The sequence below is a fragment of the Stenotrophomonas sp. TWI1409 genome (assembly GCF_039673015.1).
Classification (GTDB): domain Bacteria; phylum Pseudomonadota; class Gammaproteobacteria; order Xanthomonadales; family Xanthomonadaceae; genus Stenotrophomonas; species Stenotrophomonas maltophilia_A.
In genome coordinates, this window is sequence record NZ_JBDJKU010000004.1 from 1 (window position 1) to 16,835 (window position 16,835).

General features: G+C 66.7%; 16 protein-coding genes. 8 read left to right on the plus strand and 8 right to left on the minus strand.

Going from position 1 to position 16,835, the window contains the following annotated elements; translation table 11 throughout:
• Positions 1 to 164: 164 nt before the first annotated feature.
• Together ABE423_RS02375 and ABE423_RS02380 are read left to right on the plus strand one after the other, a co-directional pair.
• Positions 165 to 1,235, plus strand: a complete 1,071-nt coding sequence (locus ABE423_RS02375; RefSeq protein WP_253143342.1) for a sensor domain-containing diguanylate cyclase — start codon at positions 165 to 167, stop codon at positions 1,233 to 1,235.
• Between the two features lie 120 nt (positions 1,236 to 1,355).
• Positions 1,356 to 2,516: an AAA family ATPase gene (locus tag ABE423_RS02380; protein WP_134951490.1), complete on the plus strand. Its 1,161-nt coding sequence runs from the start codon at positions 1,356 to 1,358 to the stop codon at positions 2,514 to 2,516.
• A gap of 30 nt (positions 2,517 to 2,546) precedes the next feature.
• On the opposite strand, the gene ABE423_RS02385 is transcribed toward ABE423_RS02380, so the two are convergent.
• Genes ABE423_RS02385 through ABE423_RS02395 form a run of 3 tightly spaced genes read right to left on the minus strand, consistent with a single transcriptional unit; the run spans position 2,547 to position 4,795 of the window.
• Complete coding sequence (locus ABE423_RS02385; RefSeq protein WP_049461762.1) at positions 2,547 to 3,494, minus strand: DMT family transporter; 948 nt, start codon at positions 3,492 to 3,494, stop codon at positions 2,547 to 2,549.
• 45 nt (positions 3,495 to 3,539) lie between these two features.
• Positions 3,540 to 4,352 carry a DUF72 domain-containing protein gene (locus ABE423_RS02390; protein ID WP_125893806.1) on the minus strand — a complete coding sequence of 271 codons (813 nt, stop codon included), beginning with the start codon at positions 4,350 to 4,352 and terminating at the stop codon, positions 3,540 to 3,542.
• Entirely contained in the window at positions 4,352 to 4,795 is a 444-nt protein-coding gene (locus ABE423_RS02395; RefSeq protein ID WP_253143341.1) for a VOC family protein, read from the minus strand. Before ABE423_RS02395 ends, ABE423_RS02390 begins: the two co-directional genes overlap by 1 nt.
• Before the next feature lie 110 nt (positions 4,796 to 4,905).
• Here ABE423_RS02395 and ABE423_RS02400 point away from each other — a divergent pair, with 110 nt between their 5' ends.
• The 3 genes from ABE423_RS02400 to agp all read left to right on the plus strand — a co-directional run bounded on the left by ABE423_RS02400 (position 4,906) and on the right by agp (position 9,771).
• Positions 4,906 to 6,465 carry a serine hydrolase gene (locus ABE423_RS02400; RefSeq protein ID WP_253143340.1) on the plus strand — a complete coding sequence of 520 codons (1,560 nt, stop codon included), beginning with the start codon at positions 4,906 to 4,908 and terminating at the stop codon, positions 6,463 to 6,465.
• Positions 6,466 to 6,664: 199 nt separating this feature from the next.
• A complete protein-coding gene (smrA, locus tag ABE423_RS02405; RefSeq protein WP_180838104.1) occupies positions 6,665 to 8,497 on the plus strand; it encodes a multidrug efflux ABC transporter SmrA in 1,833 nt (610 codons plus the stop codon).
• Between the two features lie 44 nt (positions 8,498 to 8,541).
• Positions 8,542 to 9,771, plus strand: coding sequence for a bifunctional glucose-1-phosphatase/inositol phosphatase (agp, locus tag ABE423_RS02410; protein ID WP_125893815.1), 1,230 nt, complete (start codon positions 8,542 to 8,544; stop codon positions 9,769 to 9,771).
• A 142-nt stretch (positions 9,772 to 9,913) separates the two neighbouring features.
• Here agp and ABE423_RS02415 read toward each other — a convergent pair whose 3' ends face one another.
• Positions 9,914 to 11,722: a DUF885 domain-containing protein gene (locus tag ABE423_RS02415; RefSeq protein ID WP_346484867.1), complete on the minus strand. Its 1,809-nt coding sequence runs from the start codon at positions 11,720 to 11,722 to the stop codon at positions 9,914 to 9,916.
• Positions 11,723 to 11,835: 113 nt separating this feature from the next.
• Here ABE423_RS02415 and ABE423_RS02420 point away from each other — a divergent pair, with 113 nt between their 5' ends.
• Together ABE423_RS02420 and ABE423_RS02425 are read left to right on the plus strand one after the other, a co-directional pair.
• The gene (locus tag ABE423_RS02420; protein WP_046983156.1) at positions 11,836 to 12,192 is read left to right on the plus strand and encodes a GFA family protein; all 357 of its coding nucleotides are present in this window, start codon (positions 11,836 to 11,838) and stop codon (positions 12,190 to 12,192) included.
• Positions 12,193 to 12,224: 32 nt separating this feature from the next.
• A complete protein-coding gene (locus ABE423_RS02425; protein ID WP_346484914.1) occupies positions 12,225 to 13,004 on the plus strand; it encodes a DUF4349 domain-containing protein in 780 nt (259 codons plus the stop codon).
• Between the two features lie 31 nt (positions 13,005 to 13,035).
• Here the strand turns inward: ABE423_RS02425 and ABE423_RS02430 are convergent, their stop codons facing one another.
• Both ABE423_RS02430 and ABE423_RS02435 read right to left on the minus strand, forming a co-directional pair.
• Positions 13,036 to 13,329 carry a hypothetical protein gene (locus ABE423_RS02430; protein ID WP_005415831.1) on the minus strand — a complete coding sequence of 98 codons (294 nt, stop codon included), beginning with the start codon at positions 13,327 to 13,329 and terminating at the stop codon, positions 13,036 to 13,038.
• 68 nt (positions 13,330 to 13,397) lie between these two features.
• A complete protein-coding gene (locus ABE423_RS02435; RefSeq protein WP_346484870.1) occupies positions 13,398 to 14,342 on the minus strand; it encodes a LysR substrate-binding domain-containing protein in 945 nt (314 codons plus the stop codon).
• A gap of 115 nt (positions 14,343 to 14,457) precedes the next feature.
• Here ABE423_RS02435 and ABE423_RS02440 point away from each other — a divergent pair, with 115 nt between their 5' ends.
• Complete coding sequence (locus ABE423_RS02440; protein ID WP_346484872.1) at positions 14,458 to 15,330, plus strand: DMT family transporter; 873 nt, start codon at positions 14,458 to 14,460, stop codon at positions 15,328 to 15,330.
• Here the strand turns inward: ABE423_RS02440 and ABE423_RS02445 are convergent.
• Together ABE423_RS02445 and ABE423_RS02450 are read right to left on the minus strand one after the other, a co-directional pair.
• Positions 15,318 to 15,608: a hypothetical protein gene (locus ABE423_RS02445; RefSeq protein ID WP_153856883.1), complete on the minus strand. Its 291-nt coding sequence runs from the start codon at positions 15,606 to 15,608 to the stop codon at positions 15,318 to 15,320. The two genes, ABE423_RS02440 and ABE423_RS02445, sit on opposite strands and share 13 nt — an antisense overlap.
• Before the next feature lie 285 nt (positions 15,609 to 15,893).
• Complete coding sequence (locus tag ABE423_RS02450; protein WP_346484874.1) at positions 15,894 to 16,796, minus strand: peptidylprolyl isomerase; 903 nt, start codon at positions 16,794 to 16,796, stop codon at positions 15,894 to 15,896.
• Positions 16,797 to 16,835: the final 39 nt, after the last annotated feature.

Consider the following 16,835-nt stretch of genomic DNA (forward strand, 5'->3'; position numbering starts at 1 on the left):
CTATGCCGGGGTCGTGGTACCGGGGGGTTGGGCCGGCCGGGGGCGGGCTGCCCCTGGATTCTTTGGCGGGGGGTTTGCGGCCCCGCGCCCGGCACTCCCCGTTGTGCGGATTGCGCACCGGCATCAGCTAGACTCCGCAGTGACCTGCCGGAATGTGACGCTGCATGATCAAGCCCGACAAGCCTGCCAACGAAGCCCTTCGGCTCGAGGCGCTGTACCGCTACCGGATCCTGGATTCGCAGCGTGAGAAATCCTTCGACGACCTGGTCGCGATCGCCAAGGCGGTCTGCGGTACCTCGATGGCGGCGGTGACCCTGATCGACGTCGAACGGCAGTGGTTCAAGTCGATCCAGGGCATCGACGCGGCGGAAAACCTGCGCAGCGAATCGATGTGTGGCCACGCCATCCTGCAGCCACAGGAAATCATGGTGGTCGAGGACGCGTTGCAGGACATCCGCTTCCATGACAACCCGGTGGTGACCGGCGACCCGCACATCCGCTTCTACGCCGGTGCGCCACTGATCAGTTCCGATGGCCTGCCACTGGGCACGCTGTGCGTGTTCGATGCACATCCGCAGCGCCTGCCCAGCGACAAGGCCGAGGCACTGGCCGCGCTGTCACGGCAGGTGATGCTGGTGATGGAGCTGCGCCGTTTCGCGCTCGACATCCAGAAGCACATGCTGGAGCGCGATGACTACGAGCGCCTGTTGGCGGAGTACCAGGACGTGCTGCTGGCGCAGAATGCCGACCTGGCCGAGCAGAGCCGCACCGATGCGCTGACCGGCCTGCCCAACCGCCGCGCAATGGCGGCGGCACTGGAAGAGGCGGTGGTGGAGATCGATGGGCAACCGGGCGTCGCCTGCGTTGCGTTGCTCGACATCGATCATTTCAAGCACATCAATGATTTCCAGGGCCACGCTACAGGCGACCGGGTGCTGGCCGAGCTGGGCGTGCTGCTGCGCTCGCACTTCGCCGGCCGCGGCATGGCTGCGCGCTACGGCGGCGAGGAGTTCGTGGCGGTAATGCCGGGCACCGACCTGCACACGGCCGAACTGCAATGCGAGTTCCTGCGCCTGGCCGTGGCTGACCTGCCGCTTGGATTCCCGGTCACGATCAGCATCGGTGTTGCCCAGCACCAGCCAGGTGAAAGCGTGGATGACATGCTGGCGCGCGCCGACAAGGCGCTGTACCGGGCCAAGGGCAATGGTCGCAACCGGGTGGAACGGGCGGGCTGAGCCCTGCATGCAGTAGATCCACGCCATGCGGGGATGCTTTTGCAGATGAGGTAACGCCGTGTCGCGGCCTGTGCGATTGCGCCCGGCGAATATGCCGTTCCTGTTCCCACGGACACAACCATGCTGCAGACCCTGGCCATCGCCCACTATCGCTCGCTGCACGGGCTGATACTGCCGCTGCAGCAGTTGAATGTGGTGACCGGCGACAATGGCAGTGGCAAGTCCAGCCTGTACCGCGCGCTGCGCCTGCTGGCAGAGACCGCGCAGGGCGGCGTCGCGGCGGTTCTGGCCCGCGAAGGTGGGCTCGGTTCGGCGCTGTGGGCGGGGCCGGAAAAAATGGACCGTCGGGTTGCTGCCGGCGAAATCCCCTTGCAGGGCGGCCCACGTCAGGAATCGGTGGGATTGAAGCTGGGCTTCACCACCGACGAGTTCGGCTATGCCATTGACCTGGGCTACCCACCGCCCAGCCGTTCGGCCTTCGCACTGGACCCGCAGATCAAGGCCGAGGCGATCTGGGCCGGGCCGTTCCTGCGCAGCGCCAACCTGCTGGTCGACCGACGTGGGGCAATGGTGCGGCAACGCCATGCGCGCGGTTGGGATCTGGTCGATGACCGGTTGTCGCTGTTCGACAGTCTGTTCACCCAGGTTGGCGATCCGCAGCGCATGCCGGAAACCATCGCCCTGCGCGAGTACATCCGTCGCTGGCGCTTCTACGACCATTTCCGCAGCGACGCCGATGCCCCGGCACGGCAACCGGCGATGGCCACGCGCACGCCGGTGCTGCATCACGACGGTCGCGATCTGGCGGCGGCCTGGGTGACCATCCTCGAGATCGGTGATCCGGGCGCACTGGCGCGCAGCGTGGAGGATGCGTTCCCGGGCGCCACGGTGGGGTTCGAGGAACTGGATGGCCGGCTGGCCCTGCGCTTCCACCAGCCGGGGCTGCTGCGGCCGTTGTCGATGGCCGAGCTGTCCGACGGCACGCTGCGCTTCCTGCTGCTGGCCGCGGCACTGCACACGCCGCGCCCGCCGCCGCTGCTGGTGCTCAACGAACCGGAGACCAGCCTGCATCCGGACCTGCTGCCGGCGCTGGCGCGGCTGATCATCGCGGCCAGTGCGCGCAGCCAGGTGTGGGTGGTCTCACACGCCAGCCGACTGATCGCAGCACTGGAGCAGGCGCCCGGCTGTCATTCGCTGCATCTGCACAAGGAACAGGGGCGCACGCTGTTGAGCGGGCAGGGCTTGCTGGATGCCCCGGCATGGCACTGGCCGCAGCGCTGACAAGGCGATTCGCACCCTGCGCGGATATGCTCAATCGGCGATGTTGCGTGCTTCCGACGTACCGAGAATCTCCGGGTGCTGCACCGGCTTGCGGCGGTTCAACAACGGATGCAGGAACACCGCGCCGACGATGATCGCCACGCCCAGGTAGAACCACGGCGTGACCTCGTGCTGCTCGCGCAGCAGCACCACTGCCAGCACCACCGCGTAGACCGGTTCCAGGTTGGTCACCAGCTGCACGGTGTAGGCGCTCAGGTGGCGTAGCGCGACCAAGGCCAGGGCGAACGGCAGCAGCGTGCAGAACCCGGCCAGTACCAGTAGCAGGATGCCGTCGTGCAGGTCCGGAACCACCCATAGTGGGCTGGCCAGCGCCGGCAGCAGGTAGGGCATCAGCGGTGCCAGCAGGGTCAGGGTGAGGGTGCCGGCGCCCAGCTCCAGTGCGGTGACTGTAAGCGGATCGGCGTGGCTGACCATGCGCTTGTTGAGCGAGCCGAACACCGCCACCAGCAGCGCCGATATCGCGCCGATCAACACACCCAGGCGCATGCCATCGGGCACGCCACCGACCACCAGTGCAACACCCGGCAGCACGGCCAGGCCGAAGGCGAGTTCACGCAGCTGGAACGGTCGCTTGGCTACCCACGGTTCGATGATCGAGGTGAATACCGGCGCCAGCGCGATGCAGGTGGCGGCCACCGAGGCGTTGGCCAGCTTCACCGCGCCGTAGAACGTCAGCCAGTGCAGGGCGACCAGCGCGCCGATGCCGGCGTAGCCCGCCACCAGGCGCAGTGGCAGGGTGCGCAATCCGCGCCAGACCCGCGGCAGCAGGGCCAGCATCGCTGTCACCAGCAGCATGCGCCACCAGACCAGCGGCAGCGCGGGCAGAGTGATCAGCTTGCCGAGGATGGCAGTGACGCCCCACAGCAGGACACAGAAGTGGATCTGCCACAGCGCTTTGCGGGTGTCGGGTGTGCTCATCCGCCTATTGTGAGGCAAGGCGGCGCCCGTCGCGCATCGGTCGTGCTATGCGCCGCCGTCCACGTGCCGCTGTAGCGCCATCGCCGCCGCAGGATTGCGCGCTTTGGCGGCGCCGATGCACAGCAGGTAGACCTCGCGCGGCTCTGACGGTGCCTGCCCGGCGAGGCAGGGCAGGTCGGCTACCGGCTCGCCGCGTGACCAGCGTCCTGCGCGCTCCGCCCAGCGCTGCTGCACGGGTGCCGGCAGGCCCTCGTTCAAGCGGGCCTGGCTGCGCTTGATCCTGGCGTAGACGAAGCCGGCACTGACATCGCCGTGTAGTGGCGCCTCGTCGCTGTCCTCGATCACCAGCGCCACGCCATGGCGGCGCGCGGCGGCGACCAGTGCCGGGCCATGTGCCTCGGCGTTGCGGACCTCCAGCGCATGCTGCAGCGGCACGCCGTCCAACTGCTTCGGCAGCTGTGCCATCAGTGCGTCCAGCGCTTCGGCATCGGCCGGATGGCGTGGGTCGAACTGCCACAGCAAGGGGCCGAGCCGGTCACCCAGCGCGAGCGCCGCCTGCAGGAACGGCGTTGCAGCCTCCACAGTGCTGGACAGGTCGCGGCGCTGCACCAGGTAGCGTGGCGCCTTCATCGAAAAACGGAAGCCGTCCGGCGTCTGCGCCGCCCATTGCGCGCACTGGGCGGCAGTGGGCGTGCGGTAGAAGGTGCCGTTGATCTCGATGCAGCGCAGCGCGCGGCTGGCATGGGCCAGTTCCTCGCGTTGCGGCAGGCCCGGCGGATAGAACATGCCACCGCGCCATTCGGGAAACACCCAGCCACCGATACCGCAGCGGATCGCGGCCTGCGTCGTTGCGGCCATCACTGGCCGTGGTCCGCGCGCCACGGATCGTAGCTGCCGAACCACCACATGTAACCTTCCGGGTCGGCACAGGCGTAGCCACGGCCACCGTAGTCCTGGTCGGCAATGTCGATGACGATGCGGGCACCGGCAGCCTTGGCCCGCGCATAGTGCGCATCGGCATCGGTGACGATCACGCAGGCGCTCTGCGTCTGGCGGCCGCCGACCTCGTCCGGCATCACCGCCAGCTTGGACCATTCGCCGCTACTGCTGCTCGAGCCGAGCATGATCATGCCGTTGCCGTATGTCAGCTGCGCATGGAACACCGTATCGCCGTCGGCATACACCGCCTGGACGTGAAAACCGAAGGCGCGTTGCAACCACTCGATGGCGGCCTGCGCGTCGCGGTAGCGCAGGCACGGAATGATGGTCGACCCGTTGCTCGGTTGGCCGTTCCCGCCCATGACACCCCTCCTATGGCACAGGGCAGGGTGCGCCGCAGACCGTTACCATCGCGCGAAACCCCGGTGACGGCCTGCACATGGCCGCCACCCCTGTTCGGAGATCGTGCTGGATGAAACCCTGGATTGGAGGAGCCGTGCTGCTGGCGTGCACGACCATGGCGAGTGCTGCCACCCCGGCGCAGCTGCAGGACCTGGATGCGACCGTCGAGCGCGTGCGCGCGCAGTTCGACGTGCCCGGCATTGCCGTGGCCGTGGTCAAGGATGGCGAGGTGGTGCTGGAACGCGGCTGGGGCGTGCGCGAGCAGGGCAAGCCGGAACCGGTGCAGGCCGATACGCTGTTCGCCATTGCTTCCAACACCAAGGCGTTCACCGCCACCTCGCTGAACCTGCTGGCCGAGGACGGCAAACTGAAGATGGACGACAAGGTGATCGACCACCTGCCGTCGTTCCGCATGTCCGATCCGTTCGTGACCGGGCAGATGACGATCCGCGACCTGCTTTCGCATCGCAGCGGGCTGAGCCTGGGCGCAGGTGACCTGCTGTTCTGGCCGACCACCTCCTACAGCAATGCCGAAGTGGTGGAGCGGCTGGGCAAGGTGCCGCTGAAGGGCGGTTTCCGCGAGAGCTATGCGTACGACAACATCCTGTACGCGGTTGCCCAGCAGGTGATCGAGCATGTCTCCGGCATGAGCTACCAGCAGTTCCTGCAGACCCGCATCTTCGACAAGGTGGGCATGGCCGGCACACGCTACAACGCCGATCACCTGAAGCCGGGCGACAAGGCCGCGGTCGGCCACGCCAAGTACGATTTCAAGGACCTGCGTACCGTTGCACCGCTGACCTGGTCGAACAATGCCGGCGCCGGTGGCATCTATTCCAGTGCGCACGACATGGCGCGCTGGATGCAGGTGCAGCTGGACGAAGGCAAGCTGGCCGATGGCACCGCGCTGTTCAGCGACAAGAGCCAGCAGCAGATGTGGCGGATGATCACGCCGCAGTCGATTCCGGCGCCGAGCGTGCCGGAGCTGGCGCCGGCGCGGGCCAACTTTGCCGGCTACGGCGAAGGCTGGAGCCTGAGCGACTACCGTGGCCGGAAGCTGGTCTGGCACACCGGTGGCTGGCCGGGCATGGTTTCGCGGCTGACCCTGGTGCCGGGCGAGAAGCTGGGCGTGGTGGTGCTGACCAACCAGGAAGTGGGCGCGGCGTTCAACGCGATCACCCTGAGCGTGCTTGATGCCTATCTGGGCGGCGAGAAGCACGACTGGGTGGATGCCTATGCCAAGGCCGTGGCCAAGGGCCAGGACAAGGCCGACGAGGCCTGGGCCAAGCACCAGAACGCGCGCGACAAGGGCAGCAAGCCATCGCTGGCACTGGCCGGCTACACCGGCACGTTCCGCGACCGCTGGTATGGCGACATGCAGATCAGCGCCCAGGGCAAGGGCCTGCGCCTGCGCTTCATGAAGACTGCACAGCTGAGCGGTCGGCTGGAGCACTGGCAGCACGACACCTTCATCGTGCGCTGGGACGACCGTTCGCTCAACGCCGACGCGTTCGTGAACTTCAGCCTGGATCCGGACGGCAAGGTGCGCGAGGTGCGCATGCAGTCGATCTCCGACCTGACCGATTTCAGCTTCGATTTCCAGGACCTGCTGTTCGCCCCGGTGAAATGACGTCGCCGGGCGTGGCCCGGCGCTGCCGTTTGACGAATCCCATCGGTAGTGCCGGCCGCTGGCCTGCAACCTGATGATCCCCGGAAGCGTCGCGAGGGGGCCGGCCAGCGTCCGGCACTACCGGAACCGCGGCGATCATCGGCTGGCGTACACACGCGGCGTGGGATACTCCGCCGGCTATTGATGGCGAGGGAATGCGATGTTCCGTTGGTTTGAATCCCTGATCCCGGTGTTCCCGCCCGTGGACGGGCGCATGCCGCCGCGCAAGGTGGTGCCGTTCTACCTGCACTACCTGCGCCCGGTGTGGCCGGTGCTGCTGGCCACCCTGATCGCCGGCCTGCTGCTGGCGCTGGTGGAAGTGGCAATGTTCGATTACCTGGGCCGCATCGTCGACATGGTCGCCGAGCAGCCGGGGGGCGATTTCTTCAAGCGCCATGCCAATGAGCTGGGCTGGATGCTGTTCATCACGGTCATCGCGCGGCCGATCCTGGTCGGCCTGCACAACCTGCTGGTCAACCAGGCCATCGTGCCTGGCCTGAGCAACCGCTCGCGCTGGCTGATGCACAACTACGTGGTGCGGCAGAGCCTGAACTTCTTCCAGAACGACTTCGCCGGCAGCGTGGCCAACCGGGTGATGCAGACCGGTACCTCGCTGCGCGAATCGGCAGTGCAGATGGTCGACTCGCTCTGGTACATCGTGGTCTACACCGGCACCGCGCTGTACCTGTTCGCGCAGGCCGACTGGCGCCTGATGGTGCCGTTGATCCTGTGGCTGCTGGCCTATGCAGTGATCCTGGCCTACTTCGTTCCGCGCGCGAAGGAACGCGCATGGATCGCCTCCGAAGCGCGTTCCAAGGCGATGGGCCGCATCGTTGATGGCTACACCAACATTCCCACGTTGAAGCTGTTCGCCCATGGCGGACGCGAGCAGGCCTATGTGGCCGAGTCGATCCAGGAACTGGCGGTCAAGCACCGTGCGCAGACCCGCATCACCACCGGCATGGACCTGACCATCGCCATCGTCAACGGTTTCCTGATTGCCGGTACCTGTGGGCTCGCGCTGTGGCTGTGGAACGGTGGCCACATCACTGTTGGCGCGATCACGCTGGCGACCGGCCTGGTGATCCGCATCCACAACATGTCCGGCTGGATCATGTGGACCATCAACGGCATCTTCGAGGACATCGGTACGGTGCAGGATGGCATCACTACCATCGCCCAGCCGCTGACCGTGCAGGACCGCGAGGATGCAGTGCCGTTGCAGGTGACCCGTGGTGGCGTGCACTTCCAGGACATCCACTTCCACTACGGCAAGAAGGGCGGTGTGATTGCCGGCCTCGATCTGGTGGTGAAGCCGGGCGAGAAGATCGGCCTGGTCGGTCCTTCCGGTGCCGGCAAGTCGACCCTGGTCAACGTGCTGCTGCGCCTGTACGACCTGGAAAGCGGCCGCATCCTGATCGACGATCAGGACATCGCCCATGTCACCCAGGAGAGCCTGCGCCAGCAGATCGGCGTGGTCACCCAGGACACCTCGCTGCTGCATCGCTCGATCCGCGACAACCTGCTGTATGGCCGCCCCGATGCCACTGACGAGCAGCTGCATGCCGCCGTGGCCAAGGCGCGCGCCGCAGCCTTCATCGATACGCTGGTGGACGGGCAGGGCCGGCGTGGCTACGACGCGCACGTGGGCGAGCGCGGCGTGAAGCTGTCCGGTGGTCAGCGCCAGCGCATCGCCATCGCCCGCGTGCTGCTGAAGGACGCACCGATCCTGGTGCTGGATGAGGCGACCTCGGCACTGGACTCGGAAGTGGAAGCGGCGATCCAGGACAGCCTGGACCAGCTGATGGGCGGCAAGACGGTGATCGCGATCGCGCACCGGCTGTCGACCATCGCACGCATGGACCGGCTGGTGGTGATGGACCAGGGCCGCATTGTCGAGACCGGCACCCATGCCGAGCTCATTACGGCCGGTGGCCTGTACGCGCGCTTGTGGGCGCGGCAGACCGGTGGTTTTGTGGCTGCAGACCAGTAGACCCACGCCATGCGTGGATGCATTCCCTGGGGTCGGAGGCCCGCATGATTCGTTCTCTACGCCCCCTGCTGCTGGCGCTGGTGCTGGCACTGGTCGCCACTGCCGCAGCCGCTGCATCGCCATCAGTGGAAGGCGAAGCCCTCGAGCAGGTCATCCTTCTCAGCCGCCACAACCTGCGCGCACCGGTGGTGGCATCGGGTGCGTTGGCCAATGCGACTCCGGAGCGCTGGCCGAGCTGGGACGTAGGCGCCGGCGAGCTGACCACCAAGGGCGGCGTGCTGGAGGTCTACATGGGCCGCTACATCGGCCAATGGCTGCGGCAGGCAAAGTTGATGCCGGCAACGGGCTGTCCGCAGCCGAGCGACTTCCACGCGCACGCCAACAGCCTGCAGCGCACCCAGGCGACCGCACAGTTCTTCGTTGCAGGTGCCTTCCCGGGCTGCCACGTGACGGTGGAACAGCGCATGCCGCTGGGCACGATGGATCCATTGTTCAATCCGGTGATCCACAACAGAGACACGCTCTTCCGCGAGCGTGCGCTGTCGGCGATGCAACAGGCGCAGGCCGCATCGGATCTGGCACCGGCGCTGGCGGCGGTGGAGGCGATCACCCGCTACCCGCAGTCGGCTGCATGCGCAGGCCGCAGCGAATGCCACCTGACGCCGGCCGATTCCATTTTCAGCGCAGAGCCGGGCAAAGAACCGCGTACTTCCGGTTCGCTGGCCCTGGCAAGCGGGTTGGTCGATGCCTTGTTGATGGAGCACTACCAGGGAAGTGGCATTCCCGGCGAAGGCTGGGGCCGATTGAACACGGAGGACCAATGGCAGGCGCTGGCGCAGGTCCGCAACCGCTACCAGGACATCCTGTTCGGAACACCCGAGGTGGCGCGTGACGTGGCTGCGCCGCTTTTGGCAAGAATAAACGGGCTGTTCGAAGATCCGGCGTCACCGAAGGTGAGCCTGCTGGTCGGCCACGATTCCAACATCGGTTCCGTGCTGGCGGCGCTGGGAATCACGGACTACACGTTGCCGGGCCAGTATGAGAAGACACCGATCGGCGGCCTGCTGCAGTTTGAACGCTGGCGTGATCGTGGGGCCGGCGAAGTGCGTTTCCGCCTGGCCTACGTCTACCCGACCACCGCGCAACTGCGAGATGCGCTGCCGTTGAGCGATGTACAGCCACCCGGTCGGGTGGAGCTCGCGCTTCCCGGGTGTGGGCAGAATGGATGCAGTGACGTGCAGTTCGAGCGCGTGCTGCATCGCGCGGTGAATTGAATGCCATCCACGCATGGCGTGGATCTACTGGCAGGCGGGTAGTAGATCCACGCCATGCGTGGATGGGTCCATCCCGGGACGCCGAACAGAAAACGGCCCGGGTTTCCCCGGGCCGTTCCGTTTCCAACTCACACCTGCGCGATCACTCGATCGGCTGGTCCAGCATCAGCTGGCGTGCGAAACGCACCGGCGGCGCGCCGTAGGACAGCATCTGGTCGTGATAGGCCTTGAGGTTGAACTTGTCGCCCAGCTTGTCCTGCATCGCCTTGCGGGTGTCGAAGTGTTCCTGCGCACCGACGAAGTAGGTCGGCAGCTGTGCCGAGGTCAGCTGCGCGCGCACCCACTTGCCCGAGGCTTCGCTTTCCTGCTGGAAGGCATCGTGGGTCATCAGGTGCATCGCCTTCTCGCGATCCCAGTTGTCCACGTGTACGCCCTGGTCGAGGATCGCGTTGGAGATCGTGCGCAGGTAGAACTTCAGCTGCACCAGGTGGAACAGCGGGTCGTTGTTGAGGTAACCCTGCTCCTGCATCATCCGCTCGGTGTAGACCGCCCAGCCTTCGGCGAACAGGCCCGAACGCAGCACCGCACGCAGGGTGGAGGGGAACTTGGCCGAGTGCCAGCCTTCCAGGTAATGGCCCGGAGTACCTTCGTGGATGCTCAGCAGGTGGATCATGCGCGAGTTGTACTCACGCAGGAACGAGTCGACCTGCTTGTCGTTCCAGTCGTCCGGAATCGGCGACACGGCGTAGAAGGTCTTCAGGTTCTTGTCCAGCGGGCCCGGCGAATCGCAGTAGGCCACGGCCACGCCACGCTGGAATTCCGGCATCAGGATGATGTCCACCGGCGCGTCGGGCAGGGTCATCAGATCGTGCTCGCGCACGAATGCGGTGGACTGCTCCAGTGCGGCCTTGGCATCGTCGACGACCTTGTCGCGTGCCGGCTTGTCGGCGTAGGCCAGCTCCAGCGCGGCCTCGATCGCCTTCTGCTGCTGCTCGTCGGTCGGCTGTGCCGGCATCTCCGGTGCGCCCGGCTTGTCCTTCAGCACGGTCTGCGCGATGCCGTACATGTCTTCGCGCACGCGCTTGAGTTCGGCGCGTGCTCGCTCACCGATCTCCTGGCGCGACAGCGACGAGTTCAGCGCGAATTTCAGCTTCTGGTCGTACTTTTCCGCACCGATGCGGAAGTCGCCCTTGGCGTTCGGCACCAGGGTCTTGTCCAGCCAGGTCTGCTGTTCGTCCACCGCCTTCTTCAGGCCATCGATGGCGGCCTGCAGGCGCTGCTGGTCGGCCTGCGGCAGTTCGCCGATGTGCGGGGTGATGAAGGTATCGACGATGCTGAGGATGCCCTTGTTCTGCTTGGCCACCGTCTCGGCATGGATCTTCGGCACGCGGGCCGGATCCAGGTTCTCGCGGGCCTGGGCGAAGATCGCCGGCAGCTTCTCCATGCGCGCGGTGGCCGACTTCAGGCGCTCGGGCAGCGGTGCGAACTCACGGGCCATCAGGCCGTAGATCGCGCTGCCGGCCACGCCGTTGTACAGCTGCGGGTCCCACTTGCCGGACTGCATGACCTCGGCATTCCAGATCTCGGACTGCAGCTGGTTGCGCAGGATCGCCGCGTCCACCTGGTTTTCGCGGCCGAGCTTGGCCACCTCGATCTTGTCCAGCTCGCCCAGCAGCGCCTTGTAGGCGGCCAGGGTCTTCTGCTGGCCGGCGGCACTGAGGTCATCCAGTTCGCTGTCGTAGCGGTGGTCACCGATCTGGGTGGCGCTGACCGGCGAGAGCTGCATCCAGGTGTCAAGGGCGCGCTTGGACAGGTCGGCGAAGGCGGCATCAACCGCCGCGTCACCGGCCTGCTGGTTGGCGGCCGGGGTGGAACCGTTGGTCGGGGCGTCGGCCGGCTGGCAACCGGCAAGGGCGGCGACCAGGGCGAGGGCAAGAAGATGCGGGCGCATCGGCGTTCCTGTACTGGGGTCAATTCCCGAGCATAGGCCTCCGGGGCTGCTTTGTCCCCGTGCCATAGGATTACCATGGGCACTGACAAGGACCCTCCAGCGGAGCGTAGGACATGGAATACCAGGGAAGCTGCCATTGCGGCAGGATCGCATTCACCGTACAGGCCGAGGCGCCGATCAGCGACGTCATCGACTGCAACTGCTCGATGTGCCGTCGCCGCGGCAGCCTGCTGTGGTTTGCCCCGCGCGAGGCGTTCCAGCTGAGCACCAATCCCGCGGACGTGGCTACCTACCACTTCAACAAAGCCCACATCGATCATCACCACTGCCGCGAGTGCGGCGTTGCCCCCTACAGCGAAGCGGTGGACCCGCGCACCGGTACGCCGATGGTGGCGGTGAACGTGCGCTGCGTACCGCAGGTAGACCTGGCCACGCTGGCGGTGATGTCCTACGACGGAGCGGCACTGTGACGCCGCTGCGCGCGTGGACGCGTGTGGTGGCGATGCCGGTGCTGCTGCTGGCGCTGGCGGCCTGTGCCAAGAACGGCGAGAGGGCGCAGGAGGCGGGTGCGGCCGCTGCCGATGCTGCTGTCGCTTCGCCGGAAGGTGCGTTCCTGGCCTACGAGCATGACGTGCAGATCCAGCTGGAAGCGGCGCAGATCGCTGTGCGCATCCAGCAGGTGGCGCAGGCCTGCCAGAGTGCGAAGTTCGGTGATTGCGCGGTGCTGCAGGTCGACCAGCGCAGTGGCGAGCAGCCCAGCGGCGAGGTCAAGGTGCGCATTGCGCCAAAGGGCACCGAGCCGTTGATTGCTCTGGCCGGTGAGGGGGGCACGCTGCAGTCGCGCAATACGCGCGCCGAGGACCTGGCGCAGGAGGTAGCAGACACCGCACTGACCAAGGCGCGGCTGGAGAAGGAACATGCGCGGCTGCTGTCCTACCAGGACCGCAAGGACCTGAAGATCGAAGACCTGATGGCGATCACCACGCGCCTGTCGGAGATCGAAGCGGGCGTCGAGCAGGCCAACAAGGATTCTGCGCAGCAGCGCCGGCGCATCGATACCCAGCTGGTCACGATGCACTTCGATACCACCTCGGGCCAGCGCAGCCGCAGCGAGATCGGTGAGGCGCTGAGCGAATCGGGCAGCATCCTCAGCACCAGCGTTGCGTTCCTGATCCGCGCTGCCGCCGCGTTGTTGCCGGTAGCGGTGCTGGCGTTGATCGCGGCCTGGGGGGTGCGGGCGTGGTGGCGTCGCCGCCGTCGCACGCTGCCGCCCACCCTTTGAGGACAAGGTTGATGCCGGCAGCCAGCCGGCATCAGCCCTCGTCGGTCTCGTACTCGACGAACACATCCAGCTCCAGCGCCAGTTCCTGCACCGCATCGCGCACCTTCTGCGCGGTGCTTTCGTTGCCGACTTCCACCTCCAGTTCGTGGATGCCCGGGCCGATGTCATCGGACAGCCCGGCAGAACTGGAATCGTCGTCGTCCATGTGCGGCATCAGGTCGTCGGTTTCCTCGACATGTTCGATGCCGTCCAGGCCGAGCAGCAGGTCGCTGATGGCACGGGCGTCGTCTTCGGTTCCGGTGATGCGCAGTCGCAGCATGGCCATGGCGTCGATACGGTGTGGGGTTGCCTGCAGCCTAGCCAGCGTGAAGCAAAGAACGGGTGAGGGCGCAGTCAGCCGTGCGTGGCCGGGCGCCCGAGCAGGCTTTCCGGCAATGCGGGAATCGGCGTGCGTTCGTCCTGCGCCTGCTCCAGCAACCAGTCGATGAACAGGCGCGCGGCGTGGCTCGGCGGTTGCCCTTCGGCATGCACCACGTGATACGCGTAGCGCGCCTTCAGCGCCGGGCCAGGCAGGCGTACCACCTCGTAGCGCTGCAGGTAGGGCTGCGCGATATGGGTACGTGCCAGCACAGTGCCCATGCCGTACACCGCGGCACGCATCGCATCGGTACTGTCGGCGAAGGTATGCATCGGCGGCAGTGGCGAGGGTGGGCGCACGCCGGCATGGCGGAACCAGTCACGCCAGCCCTGCGGCGACAGATCGGTCAGCAGCGGCAGGTCGGCGATGCGCGCCGGATCGACCAGCGTTTCGACCCCGGCCAGCGCCGGCGAGGCCACCGGGAACAGGTAGTCATCCATCAGGTGCTGTGCACGCAGGCCCGGCCATTGGCCCAGCCCGTAGCGGATGCCGACTTCCGGCCCGTTGTCGTCGTAGCGGTCCAGGCCGCTGCCGGTATGCAGCTCGATGCGGATGTGCGGATGGGCCTGGGTGAAACGCGGCAACCGCGGCAGCAGCCAGCAGTACGACAGTGAACGCAGCGTGGTGATCCGCAACGGCACGCTGTTCGCATCCGGGTGCAGATGGTGGGCGACCGCCGCGACATCGGTGAAGGCGGCGCTGGCGGCGTCGGCCAGCTGCCGGCCCTCGGCGGTCAGGCGCACGCCGCGGGCATGGCGCAGGAACAGCCGGGTCTCCAGCACCTCCTCCAGGCGGCGCACGTGATGGCTGACCGCGCTGGCGGTCAGGTGCAGCTCCTGGGCGGCCTGGGCGAAGTTCTGGTGGCGCGCTGCAACCGCGAACACGGCCAGTGCGGGGAGCAGGGAAGGGCGTAGCTGCATGTCCAGCCTCAAACCATATTTGTGGCTGGCAGCGATACTACGCGCTTGTGTGGCGGGCGTCTGCGCCTGATCCTTTCTGCCTTGGCGAGGAACAGACGATGGACGGAGGCAGGGCATGAATGCGGTCCCACAGGCGGCCGAGCGCGACTGGCGCACGCCGCTGGAATTGACCCTGCTGGGCGCCATCTGGGGCTGCTCGTTCCTGTTCATGCGGGTGGCAGTGCCGTCGTTCGGCCCGTTCGCGCTGGTCGAGGTGCGGCTGGTGCTGGGCGCGCTGGTGCTGCTGCCGTTCCTGTGGCGCGCCCGCGCACAGTTCCCGCCGCGGCGCTGGCTGTGGCTGGCGCCGATCGGCCTGATCAACTCGGCGCTGCCGTTCGTGCTGTTCGCCTATGCCGCAGAGCAGGCGCCGGCCGCGATCGGTGCGATCTGCAATGCGATGACGGTGCTGTTCGCCGCGCTGATCGCGTTCCTGTTCTTCGGCGAGAAGATCGGCATGCGCCGTGCGGGCGCGCTGCTGGTCGGCTTCGCCGGCGTGGTGGTGCTGGCCACGGCCAAGGTCTCCGGCCTGAGCATCGGCACCGCGGTGCTGGCCGGTGCGTCGGCTTCGTTGCTGTACGGCCTGGGCGTGAACCTGGTGAAGCGGCACATGACCGGGTTGCCGTCGGCTGCGGCTGCGGCGGCAACGCTGTCCTGCGCTTCGCTGTGGATGCTGCCGATGGCGGTCAGCCACTGGCCGCAGGCGGCGATTCCGGCCAAGGCGTGGGGCGCGGCGATTGCCCTGGGCGTGGCCTGCACTGGGCTGGCGTTCCTGATGTTCTATCGTTTGATCGGCCGTATCGGCCCGTCGCGTGCATCCACGGTGACCTACCTGATTCCGCTGTTTGGTGCGGCCTTCGCGTGGTTGTTCCTGGGCGAGCCGGTGACGCTGCAGATGCTGATTGCCGGTGCGTTGATTCTGGGTAGCGTGGCGGTGAGTCAGAAGGGTTGAGGTGTTTTGCACGTGGCGCGTGCTGAAGGCGCTTCATTGTTCATGGGCGTTACTTTTCTTTGTACGCAAAGAAAAGTAACCAAAAGAAACGTTCCGCCGGTCACGAGCCGATGCTGCGCATCGGTGCCCTGCGCTCCTCGGCCCGTCGAGGGACGGCGCGGGAACTCGCTGCGCTCAGACACCCGCGCCTCTTCGCCCTCGCCGGACCTGCGGTGCTCGGCTCGCTCAAGGCGGACCCAGATCAAAGGCCACAGCTGCACCCAGTAGATCCACGCCATGCGTGGATGCTTTTGCGGTTGATCTTGACCTTCCAGTCCGCCTTGAGCGAGCCGAGCATCGCAGGGGAATCAGGGGCGAAGAGGTGCCGATGTCTGAGCGCAGCGAGTTCGGCACCGCCCCCTGATTCACCGAGAAGCGCAGGGGACCGGCGTGCGAAGCACGGCGGCTCGCGACCTGGCGGCGCGTTTCTTTTGGTTACTTTTCTTTTCGCGCGAAAAGAAAAGTGACGCCCATGAACGATGAAGCACCTTCAGCACGCGCCACGCGCAGAACCCGCGACGGCGTTACTTCACCGGCACCGGAACATTGCAAAGATCGATATGCCCCGCCGGGCGCTTGTAGAAATCATCCACGCGATTCCGCCGCGCTTCCACCGTATCGGCGAAGGTCTTCGAGTCGGTACGCAGTACCTGGATCGGCGTGCGCTCGGCCACCGGCACATCGCTGGCACGGCGGATAGACACGATCGGCGTGCGCAGCTTCGGGTCGGCATAGAAACCCATCGGCGCCGGGCCGCGCGGCGTTGCACTGAGCAGTTCCATGCCCTTCAACACGCGGCCGACCAGGGTGATGTTGCGGTCCAGCTGGCGCGGCGACTGGCCGGTCACCACGTACAGTTCGGCACCGATGCTGCTGTCTTCCTCGTTGCTGCGGCCAGCGCCGAGCATGCCGTAGCAATGCGCCAGCCAGGCCTTGCCGGCCTGCGGGTCCTGGCCGACCGGGAAGCCGTCGACGAAACCGGTCTGCGCGGCCCAGCCATCGCGATCCGGCAGCACGCTGACCTTCAGGCCGGCGCTGGCGCGTTCGAATTCGGCCGGCAGCTTGCGCGCGGCGCTGCCGAACGGCTTGGCCTTGGCGGCGTCATCGGCGTCGGCATCGCCGAACTGCACCACGAAGTTGTCCTGCGAGCGGTAGATGCTGGTGCCGTCCCAGAAGTGCTCGTGGGCAAAGGTCTGGATGTTGCCGACATGGCGCGGAGCGAACTGCGGCGCCAGCTCGATGATCACCCGCCCGGCCGGCAGGTCCATGTACAGCAGGTTGGCCGGGTCCGGGGTGCGCCAGTCGCTGGCCGCCGAGGCATCGAGGATCTGCTGCGGGCTGCGGTAGGGCGTGGCCGCGCTGGCCAGGACGGGCAGCAGGCAGGACAGGGCGAGGGCGGTCAGGGCAAGGCGACGGTGGTGCGGCATGGGAACCCCGGAACATGAACGAGGCTTCGATTCTGCGTG